Source organism: Novosphingobium sp. FG137, assembly GCF_057809735.1.
Window position 1 is genome coordinate 441,587 of the sequence record NZ_JBMDKN010000004.1, and the last position, 12,349, is coordinate 453,935.

The window sequence follows — 12,349 nt, forward strand, 5'->3', positions numbered from 1 at the left end:
CGGGAGATCGTCCCGCCCCTCTTCAACTCGGTTCGATGCCAATCAGGCTTCGACGGCCATGGCCGTTTCGAGGTTTTCGACGATGGCTTCGAAGAACTTCTCGGTGGTCATCCACGGCTGGTTGGGGCCGATGAGGATCGCGAGGTCCTTGGTCATCTTGCCGCTCTCGACCGTTTCGATGCACACGCGCTCGAGCGTTTCGGCGAACTTCACCACTTCGGGGGTCTCGTCGAACTTGCCGCGATAGATCAGGCCGCGCGTCCAGGCGAAGATCGAGGCGATCGGGTTCGTCGACGTGGCCTTGCCCTGCTGGTGCTGGCGGTAGTGGCGCGTGACGGTGCCGTGCGCGGCTTCGGCTTCGATCGTCTTGCCATCGGGCGACATGAGGACCGAGGTCATCAAGCCGAGCGAGCCGAAGCCCTGCGCCACGGTGTCCGACTGCACGTCGCCATCGTAGTTCTTGCAGGCCCAGACGAACTTGCCCGACCACTTGAGCGCCGAGGCGACCATGTCGTCGATCAGGCGGTGTTCGTAGACGATATCGGCGGCGGCGAACTTCTCCTTGAAGCCTTCGGTTTCGAACACTTCCTGGAACAGATCCTTGAAGCGGCCGTCATAGGCCTTGAGAATCGTGTTCTTGGTAGAGAGGTAGACCGGCCAGCCGAGGCCGAGGCCATAGTTGAACGAGGCGCGGGCGAAATCGCGGATCGAATCGTCGAGGTTGTACATCGCCATGGCGACGCCCGCGCTCGGGAAATCGAACACGTCGAGATCGATCTTCTGGCCGTCATCGCCGTCCCACACGAGGCGCAGCTTGCCCGGGCCGGGGATCAGCGTGTCGGTTGCCTTGTACTGATCACCGAACGCGTGGCGGCCGACGACGATGGGATCGGTCCAGCCCGGCACGAGGCGCGGCACGTTCTGGATCACGATGGGCTCGCGGAACACGACGCCGCCGAGGATGTTGCGGATCGTGCCGTTGGGCGACTTCCACATCTTCTTGAGCTTGAATTCCTCGACCCGCTGCTCGTCCGGCGTGATCGTGGCGCACTTCACGCCGACGCCATATTCCTTGATCGCATTGGCCGAATCGATGGTGATCTGGTCGTTCGTCTCGTCGCGCTTCTCGACCGAGAGATCGTAGTACTTCAGATCGATATCGAGATAGGGAAGGATCAGGCGTTCGCGGATCCACTGCCAGATGATCCGCGTCATTTCGTCGCCATCAAGCTCGACGACAGGATTCTTCACCTTGATCTTTGCCATGGTTTTGTATGCCTTCCCCGGGGAGGTGATCTAAAGAAATTTGGCGTTCCTTAGCAGGCGCTTGGCGGCGCGCAAGCGGTCCAATCTCACCAAAGGGCAAGGCGCGTCCGGATTCGCGCGGTTTGGGTCTGGACAGCGGCGGGGGGGCGGCTCTAGACATTTAACCAAGCGATTAAGCGCCGATCAAAGGAGAGATGCCGTGAGCGATGCACCCGAAGTCCTGACCGAAGTGGACGGCAACGTCCTGATCGTCACCATCAACCGGCCCGAAGCCAAAAATGCGATGACCAAGGCGGCGGCCGAAGGAATCGCTGCGGCGATGGACCAGTTCGATGCCGATGTGGACCTGCGCTGCGCGATCCTGACCGGCGCGGGCGGCACGTTCTGTTCGGGCATGGACCTCAAGGGCTTCCTGCGCGGCGAGCGGCCAAGTGTGCCAGGCCGCGGTTTTGGCGCACTTTCGCAGTGGACGCCGAAGAAGCCGATCATCGCCGCGGTCGACGGCTATGCGCTGGCGGGCGGCATGGAGCTGGCGCTTTCCTGCGATCTGATCGTGGCGAACCGCGCGTCCAAGTTCGGCATCCCCGAAGCGAAGCGCGGCCTTGCGGCGGCGGCTGGCGGCCTGATCAAGCTGCCACGGCAGATTCCGCCGCGCATCGCGATGGAACTCGCGCTGACGGGCGATTTCATCGATGCGGAGCGCGCCTATGCGTTGGGCTTCATCAACGAGATCACCGACGGCCCCTCGCTGGAAGCCGCCAAGGCGCTGGCCGCCCGTGTTGCAGCCAATGGCCCGCTGGCGCTGATCGCGTCGAAGGCCATCGTGCGCGATTCGCACGAATGGACCGAGGCCGAGATGTGGGACAAGCAGGAGGCCTATATCGCGCCGGTGTTTACTTCATCCGATGCGCGCGAGGGATCGCTGGCGTTCGCCGAGAAGCGCAAGCCCAACTGGCAGGGCAAGTAAGCCTGCTGGATCACCCATGACCCGCTCATGCTGAGCTTGTCGAAGCATCAGGCGCACAGGTCGCGCCTGCACCCTTCGACAGGCTCAGGGTGAGCGGTCTGGTGATCGGGCAGCTTGGTTTACGCTGCCTGCAACCCAACAAAAAACCCCGCCGGAGCGGGGTTTTCGAAGCGATGGTGGGCGTAGCAAGGATTGAACTTGCGACCCCTACGATGTCAACGCAACGTTTGTGCCGGAAAGTGGCGGATTTCTGCCGTTTCTTGCATCGGGACGGTGAGAACATGCCGGGAACAAGTTGCCTTTTTGCGCGAGTCTCACGCAAAAGTCACGCAAGTTCTGATGGCCGATACGGGCGGGGCCGGAACGCTATCCCAGGCAACGCACCGGCCCCTGAGCGCTGCGGCTCCAATCCTCAGCGCCTACAGCCCGTTTGCCGGATGGTGCACAACGCCGCCATACCAAGAACTGGGGATAGACCGCGCCGGCTATAGCGTTCCTGCTGGATTGCCGGGCTGATATCAGCGTCTCTGCAATCGGAACAGGACTCGACTCAAGTTCACGCAGCACTAATGATGCGCCAATGAAGCCTGCATTCCATGTCTACATTGATGAGGCTGGCGACCCCGGTGTAAAGCCGAAGCTTACCGTCGATCCATCACCCACTGACTGGTTCGTTATTAGCGCAGTCGTGGTGAGCGATGAGCGGGAGCCCGACATTGTTGGTTGGGTTCAAGATATGGGTGAGGCAGTTCGGACACTGCCCGCAAACCCTTTGCATTACCGCAACCTGAGCTTGACCAATCGGGAGCGCGTAGCGCGAATGCTTGGTCGCAAGCCAGTGCGCTTGTTCTCGGTGGCATCCCACAAAGAAACTATGCGGCAGCACGTAAATAGAAAGCTCGGGCGCGCGTCAGACAAAGAGTTTTACAATTGGTGCCTTCGGCTGTTGCTCGAAAGGGTGACCAGTTTTTGCTATCGTAGAAGCACCCGTGATGGTGGCGAGGTCCAGCCCGCTCGGATAGTGTTTTCCGAGAGAGGTGGTCACAACTATAGCGAATTGCGCGACTACCTGAAAAAACTTGAGGCTCAGACCCTGACCAAAAAATTGGTACTTGAGAGACGAGGATTGTCGCCTGGGATTATCGCAAATAGCTTGATGGAGGTCAGACCACACGCAAGCGTTGCCGGACTGCAACTTGCCGACATTGTGGCCAGTTCCGTTTTTCAAGGCGCATGCAGTTGCCTATCGAAACACAGCCTTCAACCCGCTCTGAGCCTCAAGCCGAGGTTTGATGTTGCCGGGAAAAAGAAATTGCAAGCCAATGTCGGTATGATGCTTTTACCGTTCGCACATCAAGGCGAAATACCGCCCTCAGATTGGCCCTTGTTTGAAAGCTTCGGCTATTCATTTCCCCGGAATGGGTGACGGGCCCCGGCCTTCCGTTCAACCAAGCTTTCAGGCCGCCATTCCGGCGAGCGACCGTCTCAGTTGCTGCCCTCACTCACGAAGCGATCAGGCAAAAGGTTGTTCCGGCGTATCCCGCCGATGCCGAATATGGCAGAATAGTTAGAAGATTCAACGAATTATCTGAGTCTTAAATCAAACACTTACGCGCAACAGCTATGATGACCATTGTGCTAGCTTGCGTTCATGACCGATTCCTCACTCCATGACCGCCTGCATGCCCTGTTTGACCAACTCAAGGACTTCCCCGAGGCTGGGCGCTGCGAGCACGGCACGCACCTGAAGCCCCGCGCGTTCGTCGCGTTCTTGGAGCTTCGGCAGCTTATCGAGCGCGAGGTTCTGCCGGCGCTGCATCAAGTTGAGGCAAGGCGAAGTGACTGAGATGCGTGTTTCTTAACGCGTCACCTCGATCCGTCAGCAGATGGCCGTGCTCGCCAGTTTCTCATGCACTGCGGAGATTGATGATGCGATTGGGTCCACAGGCGCGCTCGGGAGGGGCTGCATAATCGGCGATAGGTTATCGTACGATATGTGCCTCGCGCCAACAGTCGGTCTTCTTTGGTAGGGCCTTGGTAACCACTTCGCGCAATAGGTGATGGAAATCGAGTGCGAGAAATCATGACTGACCCTTTGTACGGCATCGAAGTTCCACCGGAGCTGCGCGACTTGACGCTGCGCCACCAAACCCACATCGGGGAATTGGTCACCCAACTGCGGACAGTCGGTCTTGACGACGCAGCGATCGAAGCCGCAGTCGACCAACTGATCGGCACCTACCGCGCCCAGCTTATCGATGCTGTCAAAGCCATGGGAGGGCACGGTGCCTGATCCGAAGCTGACGGATGAAATGGGCAGGCTTGCCGCGCTCGAGCGCTACGAAGTGCTCGATACGCCGCCGAGCGAGCCCTTCGACAAGATCACAGCTCTTGTGAAAAGCGTTCTGGGAGTACCGATTGCCGCGGTTTCGCTCGTCGACAGGGAACGACAGTGGTTCAAGTCGATACAGGGCCTCGACGTGACGGAAACGCCGAGGTCTGTCTCGTTCTGCTCTCACACGATCATGGACGATGCTGTCCTGGTGATCGAGAATGCAGAGGCCGATAAGCGGTTTCGCGACAACGCCCTGGTTACCGGTGCACCATACATCCGGAGTTATGCGGGCGCTCCCTTGCGAACCCCTGACGGATACAATGTCGGTGCCCTTTGTGCGATCGACACGGTGTCGCGCCCGTTTTCAGATGCGCACCTCGGCATTCTGCGGAGCTTTGCATCGCTGGTTGTTGATGAACTCGAGCTGCGACGCATCGCTGAAAGCGACCATCTGACCGGGGCGATGAGCCGCCGTGGTTTCGTCAGCCAGGTCACCAAAGAGATCGAGCGCTTTCGCAGAGGGAACAGGGGAAGCGTCCTGATCCTGATGGATATTGACCACTTCAAGTCTGTAAATGACCGATTTGGTCACCCTGCCGGCGACGCTGTGCTGAAAGCAATCTCCGGCGTATGCACCGCTCACCTGCGCACAAACGACCTGTTCGGTCGCCTTGGCGGGGAAGAGTTCGGAATACTCCTGACCGAGACCAGCCTTGATGGAGGCGTAGCAGTCACGGAAAAGATCCGCCGGATGATTGCCGAGCAAGTGATACCGCTGGGCGGCGGGATCACCGTAACCGCAAGCTTCGGCGTCTCAGTCTTGGACTCCTCAATCACGAATGCGGACGATTGGATTTCTCGGGCCGATGCAGCTCTGTATGATGCAAAAAGGTCAGGCCGAGATCGCTACATCGTCGCCGATGATGGACGGCAGTCGGGGCCAGACCGGAGGACGTCCTAAGGTTGATGTTGGCGGCGACTGCATCAAACAGCTCGCCGAGCACATGGCGCCTCACCGCGTGCATCCCGAGATCAGCGCCATCGCCTGATCGAGCGCCGCGCTCAGCCTGAGCGCATTGGCGGCAAGCAGATCCGCGTCGCTTACGGCATTGCCGGTCAGCTTGTCCCCCACGCGCGGCGGCACGGCGGGCACGTCGCTGGCCTTGATGCAGGGAACGGGTACGGGGATTTCCACGCGCTCGGTGCGGACTTCAATTGCCGGCGGCGGGGGATGGGCACAACCGGCGAGGGTGAAGGCGGTTCCACCGAGCGAGGCGATGATCAGGCGGCGCATCACAGTTGTCCTTTCGCAGCCATGACGGCAGGGCTCGTTCGGCAGTTGTCCGCAGCACCCGCAGGAGCCCGCTGAGCGTCTATCCGGGCTGCAAGGCCCTCGCGCACCGCCGAACGGTCCTTCGCCTGTGCCAACGCCGCCTGCCCGACCTGAACGCGCTTGTCGGCGTCCGCCTTCAGTCCCTCGACGGCGGCGTTCTGTTCATGCAGCGCGGCGGTGAGCCGGTCGTTCGATTTGCGGGTGACCTCTTCGGCCTTGCGCCAGCCGTCGCGCTCGAGCGCCAGCGCGGCGATCTTGCTGTCGCGCGCCGTGATGCCGGTCTGCCACCATGCCAGCGTCAGCAGCAGCAGAACGATCGCGGCGCCCATCATGCGCTCGCGGGTGCCGGTGATCCAGCGGAGGGCATCGCGCAGCCATTTGCCAAGGCCGAGCAGCTTGGCGCCGATCCAGAACAGCCAGGTCATGCCAGCATCGCCTTGGCGCGGGCCACGCGGGCGCGGCGGTCGGAAATACCGTTCTCGCCGCCATTGATCTTGCGCGTGACATCATCCTCGCGCCCGGCATCGACCAGCGCATTGAGCTTGGCTCTGGTCCACCAGATCGCCGAAACGAGCACGGCGGCGTCAGGCTGCTCAAGCAGCTCAGGCTGCTCCACCAGCGGCAGGCCCGAGCGCATGGCCATATCGGTGTAGTTGGCCCGCCCGGTCACCTGGATCAGCCCGCGCCCCATGAACCGCTTGCCATCCCCGGGCTGCGTGTTGCCGAGATCGCGGCGGCCCTCATACCGGCGCTGCGCATCGGTTGGCCCCCAGATCTCGCGCAGATAGCGATAGCCGCCGGTTTCATGGCTGGTCTGGCCGGTCCAGTTAGCAAGGCGTTCTGCCGTCTCGCGCAAACCGAAGCGGTCGATGTGCTTCACCATGGCTGCGGCGACCGGCTGCATGTCGGCCATCGGGCGCAGCGACACATGGGCGAGAAGTCCAGCCATCGTGCGCGGACCGAAGGCGCCGTCCGCCGTGCCGATGGCATAGCCTTGGGCAAGCAGGCGGCGCTGAAGCGAGGCTACATCGATCACTGCTCGTCCCCCTTCGGCTTGATGCCCGGCTGCTGGCGCATGCGAGCCCACAGCACCACGGCCATCGTCGCCGGGCCGATCAGCGGGCGCACCGGCTCCGGCAGCAACAGCACGAGCTGGGCGTACTGCTCCGGTTCCGTCGAACGCAGCGTCTCGATCGCGCCGAACAGCAGGGCCAGCTTCACGCTGGTGAACTGCCACCAGTGCGCAGCCCACGCGGCTGCGGCCAGCACAGCGCGGCGCAGTTTGGTCATGTCCATCGATGTGTCCTTTTCAGGCTTCGGGATGATCCGGCGCGTCGGCCGGGAAGGCTTTTCGCAGCACCACGCGGGCATCGTGCAGCGCGGGGTGATCGGGATGGTTGGCTTCCACCACCGGGATGAGCGCCATCACGACTTGCGCGATGGCCATGGCGCGGTTGTCCGCCTGCGCCACGCGCGCCTCGAGCAGCGCGATCCGCTTGTCTTGCCGTGCTCCGGCGAGGCCAAGCAGCCAGCGTAGGAACGCCCAGGTCGAAACCAGCACGAGGCCGAGGCCGCCCAGCACTTCGTGGCTTCCAAACGCCAGCGCGCTCAGTTCGCTTTGCTCGCTCATTCCTGCGCTGCCCCTTCAATCACTTCGATGTTGATCCTGACAGTGATCCGCGAGGCGTGCTTTCCTTCGGAAAACAACATCAGCGCGCTGCTGAAGCCCGAGGCCATCGCCAGCAGGAACTGGAATGGCCAGACGAGGGAAATGATGCCGATCCAGCCCAGCAGCCACGCGCCCCACCGGAGCGGGTTGCACGTGACCGGTAGCGTTCCGGATCGATCATGGGCGGCTTCAGCGCTCACGCTTCAGGTTGCCCAGCCAGCGGTTCCACCGAACTTTCCGACCACCAGTTCTCGTGGGGTCCGGTCTCGTCGTCCCATACGATCAGATAGCGTGGCTCGGCTTCGTCCTGAGGTTCCCGCGCGGCGATCGTGCCGACAAGATCGTAGTTCATATCGCTGAGGTAAGACGGGGGCACCTTGACAGCCGCGCCGACTTCGAAAGCAAAGCTCATCTCAGGGCTCCTTGTTCATGTAGCGCCATTTGTTGTTCGGCCCATCGAAGACGAACCAACCGCGCTGGTTTTGCGCCAATGTCGCAAGCGTCGTCGAACCTTGCTTCAGGATCGCGTTGAAACCACCGCCTGCATCGTGCCAGATGATGAATTCGTCGCCATCGTCCGCATCAAGCGTTTCAAGTGTGAAGGTGCGAACAGCCGTCAGATTATTTGAAAGGTTGCCCGCGATCCGCTGATACTTCTTGTCCCGGCCGACACGCAGTGACGCATCCGCATCGCCTTTGCTCGACACGCCCTTGTACTGGCTGCGCAGTTCAAGGCTCTTGACCGTGATCGTCTGCGTGCCGCCGGCGCCAGTATAGGCGAAAGGCTTGATGCTGTGCTCACCGCGCGTATCTTCGACCGAGAGGTACGCATACTGGAACGAGAAAGCGCCGCTGGTGATGGTGGAATAGCAGAATGCCGCGTTCGCAGACGAGCCGCTGCCAGTGATCACCAGCGACGAATGACGCACAGTCAGGTTGCCGCCGTCGAGGCCAATGAAACCGTTGGTGTTGGCCTTGATGATTTTGCAGTGATCGAAGACCAACGCACCCGAGACATTCATCGAGGCAGGCTCGCGGATGTCCGTGCGAACATATTCCGTCTTGGAAGTGGTGAACCGCGCATTGAGCGTGGTCGAGGTCACGGTTTGCGCGATAGATACCTGATAATCGGCAGCACCTCCGCTGGTTCCATTTGTAAGTTGCTTGACGATGCGCGTGCCCGCAGCCGCCCCGGAGGTCACTTCCATGCCGGGAAGGTACAACCCGGTAACCCCGCTGCTGATCGTCATCGTCGTGCCGGAGATCGTGCCGGTGCCAGATGCCGTCACCATCGCCGGGAAGCCCGACGTGCTGGTGGCCATGTTTACTTCGCTGACGATCACGGAAACGAAATTCCAACCGTCGCCCGCATAGATAAGGTTATGCATGTCGGAGTTGCGGATGTTGACCTTGTGCGTGCCGCTGCCGCTGAAGCGCGTGCCGACGAACGAATAGATCGAATTGGCCGAAGTCGTGGAAACGCCATCAGGGATCGAATTGCGATGGCGGAAATTGCTCACCACGAGGCGACTGTTGCGGCACGCCACGACGCCATAGCGGATGCCGACCTGCAGGTTGGTTTCCAGCCCGTCGACGGTCACGTTGGTCCCGCGCACCTGAATGGCGCAGTTCAAACCGCTATCCGGTTGGCCTGGCGAGGCGGTGTTGTGCGTGCCGAATGCCTTGATGTTTTCGAAGCGCACCTGATCGCTGAAGGGGTGCGTGTCCCACGTCGCGGCGGTGCAGCTGATACCCTCACCGGTCACTGAGATCCGCCGCACCACACCGCCGCTGAAAGTCACAGGCTGGGTCAATCCGGTGGCAGTGCCAACGATGATGTCCGAATAGGCGTGGCGAACACCGCGCGCATGTACCTCAATCGCGCAATCGGTGCTGCCGGCCGCAACGCAGACACCGTAGCCGAAGGAATTGTTACCTTCATCATCCCGCAGATCGCGCACCTTGGCACGGACACGCGCACCCATGCAGCCGACCAGCATGACCCCGCGCGATGAGTTCGCTTCGATCCGCGCGTCGATGTCGGCGTCGACATAACCATCCGTCCGCAGCAGGTCGCGCGCCGTGCTGATCTCGCCGCTCATCGCAATATTGATCAGACACGGGTTGTTGCCCAGTTTCGCGATCGTGCCCGAGCTGCTGTAGAGGTTCCACTCGCCAAGTACGCGGTCGAGATAGATCGTGTTGCCAGCCTTGCCAATAACGATCGCGGTCTCGGCAAGGTTGGTCTGGTTCGTGAGAGCACCGGTCCCGCCATCGGCCACCAGAACACCATCGCCATTGATGTACTGGAAGAGGTTCCAGGCGCTATCAGACATCCGAACCGGGTCACCCGGAGAGAGCGCGGCATAGGCCCCGGAGTCGATCGTCAGCGCCGTGATATAGCTGCCGGAACCAGCAGGGAATTCCACGAGCGTTGGCGCCGCCGTCCAGCTTCCGACCGTGGTGTAGGCCTCCCTGGCAAGCAGTCCGGCTGAGCCGCTCGTCACGTTGATCAGGCCGTCGCCATCCCGCAGGATCGCGCAATAGCCGCTGATCGTAGCAAGCGACGAGAGCGACACTGGGCGGTCCACCATGAACGGGCGGTTCTCCACATTCATCTTGGTGATCATCGCGGCAACTTGCGTCGCCTCGTCGCCGCCGCCGCTGCCATATTCGCGCGAGAACACAATGGGCCCTGCGGAAATGAGGACATCGAGCTTCTGGTTATTGGCAAGCCCGATCTTCGACACGCCACCAGTCGCCCCCAGCGTATCAAAGTACGCTTGAACTGAAGGTTCTCCGGCGGCTCCGATGATATCCGCGCCATTCTCGCTCAGCAGTTTGGCAACGAACTGTTCAATCGTATCACCGGTTTGAAGACCGACCAGCGCGCCGCCTTGACCCTCAGCTGTGGCCGTTAGTGCCGAAATGGGGACGTAGTTGGCGAGCGCCGTGTTAAGTTCGGCAGCCGTGAGTACCTTGCCGGGCTGAAAATTCGTCATTTCTCGAAGATCCTGGCAATAAAAAACCCCGCAGAAGCGGGGTCATGAAATCGATGCGGCGACAGCTGATCAGGTCAGGATATCGGGCCAGAATGCGCGGAGGTCCGCTACGGACTTTGCCGTCGTGAGGGCGGGATCTGCCGGCAGGTCGCGTAGAGCCTTCTTCGAGGCGACCACCTTCTTTTTTGCGACCTCGTCACCATCCTCGTCGGCACGCTGCCATGCGACATCAAGCTCGGTGAGCTTGGGCGCACGGGCCTCTCGGAGCTTGCCGCGCCAGATATCGCGGGCTTTGTCCATGTCGAGGGTGATTTGGCCGTCGCCGGCGGTCAACGCTTCGAAGAACGCCACGTCCTCGACCACGAAATGGTGCTCGTCGCCACGAACGTGGTCGACTGTCCAGTCAGCTGCGACAAGGCCGTTCTCGAGCAGCTTAGCCGCCTCAGCCTTGGCGTCGGTCGCATCGACAAGAGTTGTGATCGCGATGCCGCCCGAAGGAAGTTTCCAAATGATCTGCGCCATGTCTGCTCCTTAGAGGCCAGCGGTCACAAAAGTGGCCTTGGTGATCGAACCGCCGCCGCCAGCGACGCCGAAGTTGATGGAAAAGCCTGAGCTGTTGTTCGAGGAACCGCTGCCCCAGAACGCCGATTGCGAGCTCGAACCGTTGCCAGCGTCACCGCCGATCACGACCGGCACTGGGTTGGTGATTGAGTTGCTGTAGGCCACGGTGATGATTCCGCCAGAGAAGGTCACCGAGGAGACGTTGAAGCCCTTGATGATCGAACCGCTGGCAGGTGCGATCTCGCCCGCAGCTTGAACTCTGCCAACTGCCAGAGCGACAGGCGAAGAGACCTGAAAGTTCGTACCGTCGTAGACCATGCAGTAGATCTGACCTGCCACAAGCTGACCGGCCGTCAGCGCGGCACCGTTGTACTGAACGGTTTTGGCACCGAGCCCGTTGACGTTGATCGTGGTCGCGCCGGTATTTGTGGCATTCATTTTCACGTCGACCGCGAGGCCGGCAGAGTAGGCGGTTAGAACTGGCGTCAGGGCAATGGCGATCGCATTGGTGGTCCCGGTATCGGCCGCATAACTGTAGCCGCCGCTCTGGACTGCTCTGGCCACCCCTTGGGGTGTGACAGCCTTCGAGGTATTGGTTCCCGCCGTCACGTCGCTGTTGGCTGCCAGTACCACGATGCCAGCCTGAGCTGTGCTTGCCGGAACGTCGATACCCACGCTCAGCAGCTCCCACTGTGTTCCGTCGTACATCAACAGGTAGATCTGGGCCGCCACCATCTGGCCTGCCTTCATCGCGCCGCCTTCGGACAGGACGTTTTTCACGCCAAGGCCCGCATAGTTGAAGGTCACAGCACCTGTATTGGTGTTGGCGATCTGGATCGCGACCTGCATACCAGCGACGAGGGCAGTCGGCGCCGGCGAGCTCGTGCCGACGAGTGCATTGACGGTACCGGTGTCCGCAATGAAGTTGCCGCTTGTTGCCGCGGCCCTGACTGCCAGCCCCAGATTGGTAACGAAATTGTTGAGGTTGCCGTCATCCGGGATGTTGGTGCTGAGCGCGTTTGCCATCCACGTTGCGACGCCGGCAGCAACAAAGCTGGCCTGGCGGAACACTTTGTTGAACTTTGCCGACGACGCGATTCCCGACGAAAACCCGTTGGCGACGGCGGTGTCGGCCGCATAAATCGCCTGAGAGACGACATTTGCACCCGCCCCCGTGGCGAAGGGCAGGAAATCCGTGCTTGCGGGCATGAGTTAC

General features: G+C 61.1%; 16 protein-coding genes. 5 read left to right on the forward strand and 11 right to left on the reverse strand.

The window, feature by feature from the left end; genetic code table 11:
- Window positions 1-42: 42 nt before the first annotated feature.
- Window positions 43-1,266 carry an NADP-dependent isocitrate dehydrogenase gene (locus ACODS2_RS13910; protein ID WP_298174679.1) on the reverse strand — a complete coding sequence of 408 codons (1,224 nt, stop codon included), beginning with the start codon at window positions 1,264-1,266 and terminating at the stop codon, window positions 43-45.
- 199 nt (window positions 1,267-1,465) lie between these two features.
- On the opposite strand from ACODS2_RS13910, the gene ACODS2_RS13915 reads away from it, so the two are divergent.
- The 5 genes from ACODS2_RS13915 (at window position 1,466) to ACODS2_RS13935 (ending at window position 5,529) form a co-directional block, all read left to right on the forward strand.
- Complete coding sequence (locus ACODS2_RS13915) at window positions 1,466-2,233, forward strand: crotonase/enoyl-CoA hydratase family protein (protein ID WP_488999359.1); 768 nt, start codon at window positions 1,466-1,468, stop codon at window positions 2,231-2,233.
- Window positions 2,234-2,813: 580 nt separating this feature from the next.
- Window positions 2,814-3,659: a DUF3800 domain-containing protein gene (locus tag ACODS2_RS13920; RefSeq protein ID WP_488999360.1), complete on the forward strand. Its 846-nt coding sequence runs from the start codon at window positions 2,814-2,816 to the stop codon at window positions 3,657-3,659.
- Between the two features lie 225 nt (window positions 3,660-3,884).
- Window positions 3,885-4,079: a hypothetical protein gene (locus tag ACODS2_RS13925; protein ID WP_488999361.1), complete on the forward strand. Its 195-nt coding sequence runs from the start codon at window positions 3,885-3,887 to the stop codon at window positions 4,077-4,079.
- 237 nt (window positions 4,080-4,316) lie between these two features.
- The gene (locus ACODS2_RS13930) at window positions 4,317-4,526 is read left to right on the forward strand and encodes a hypothetical protein (protein ID WP_488999362.1); all 210 of its coding nucleotides are present in this window, start codon (window positions 4,317-4,319) and stop codon (window positions 4,524-4,526) included.
- Complete coding sequence (locus ACODS2_RS13935) at window positions 4,519-5,529, forward strand: sensor domain-containing diguanylate cyclase (protein ID WP_488999363.1); 1,011 nt, start codon at window positions 4,519-4,521, stop codon at window positions 5,527-5,529. The genes ACODS2_RS13930 and ACODS2_RS13935 overlap by 8 nt, the downstream gene beginning before the upstream one ends.
- A gap of 51 nt (window positions 5,530-5,580) precedes the next feature.
- Here ACODS2_RS13935 and ACODS2_RS13940 read toward each other — a convergent pair whose 3' ends face one another.
- The 10 genes from ACODS2_RS13940 to ACODS2_RS13985 form a co-directional block, all read right to left on the reverse strand.
- On the reverse strand, window positions 5,581-5,862 hold the full coding sequence (locus ACODS2_RS13940; protein ID WP_488999364.1) for a hypothetical protein: 282 nt from the start codon (window positions 5,860-5,862) through the stop codon (window positions 5,581-5,583).
- Window positions 5,862-6,326 carry a hypothetical protein gene (locus ACODS2_RS13945; protein ID WP_488999365.1) on the reverse strand — a complete coding sequence of 155 codons (465 nt, stop codon included), beginning with the start codon at window positions 6,324-6,326 and terminating at the stop codon, window positions 5,862-5,864. Before ACODS2_RS13945 ends, ACODS2_RS13940 begins: the two co-directional genes overlap by 1 nt.
- Window positions 6,323-6,937: a glycoside hydrolase family 19 protein gene (locus tag ACODS2_RS13950; RefSeq protein ID WP_488999366.1), complete on the reverse strand. Its 615-nt coding sequence runs from the start codon at window positions 6,935-6,937 to the stop codon at window positions 6,323-6,325. Before ACODS2_RS13950 ends, ACODS2_RS13945 begins: the two co-directional genes overlap by 4 nt.
- The gene (locus ACODS2_RS13955) at window positions 6,934-7,197 is read right to left on the reverse strand and encodes a hypothetical protein (RefSeq protein ID WP_488999367.1); all 264 of its coding nucleotides are present in this window, start codon (window positions 7,195-7,197) and stop codon (window positions 6,934-6,936) included. The genes ACODS2_RS13950 and ACODS2_RS13955 overlap by 4 nt, the downstream gene beginning before the upstream one ends.
- A 13-nt stretch (window positions 7,198-7,210) precedes the next feature.
- Entirely contained in the window at window positions 7,211-7,531 is a 321-nt protein-coding gene (locus tag ACODS2_RS13960) for a hypothetical protein (RefSeq protein WP_488999368.1), read from the reverse strand.
- Entirely contained in the window at window positions 7,528-7,770 is a 243-nt protein-coding gene (locus ACODS2_RS13965; protein WP_488999369.1) for a hypothetical protein, read from the reverse strand. Before ACODS2_RS13965 ends, ACODS2_RS13960 begins: the two co-directional genes overlap by 4 nt.
- Entirely contained in the window at window positions 7,767-7,982 is a 216-nt protein-coding gene (locus ACODS2_RS13970; RefSeq protein WP_488999370.1) for a hypothetical protein, read from the reverse strand. Before ACODS2_RS13970 ends, ACODS2_RS13965 begins: the two co-directional genes overlap by 4 nt.
- 1 nt (window position 7,983) lies before the next feature.
- Window positions 7,984-10,572, reverse strand: a complete 2,589-nt coding sequence (locus tag ACODS2_RS13975) for a hypothetical protein (RefSeq protein ID WP_488999371.1) — start codon at window positions 10,570-10,572, stop codon at window positions 7,984-7,986.
- 69 nt (window positions 10,573-10,641) lie between these two features.
- Window positions 10,642-11,094 carry a hypothetical protein gene (locus ACODS2_RS13980; protein ID WP_488999372.1) on the reverse strand — a complete coding sequence of 151 codons (453 nt, stop codon included), beginning with the start codon at window positions 11,092-11,094 and terminating at the stop codon, window positions 10,642-10,644.
- 9 nt (window positions 11,095-11,103) lie between these two features.
- A complete protein-coding gene (locus ACODS2_RS13985) occupies window positions 11,104-12,342 on the reverse strand; it encodes a hypothetical protein (RefSeq protein ID WP_488999373.1) in 1,239 nt (412 codons plus the stop codon).
- Window positions 12,343-12,349 lie beyond the last annotated feature (7 nt).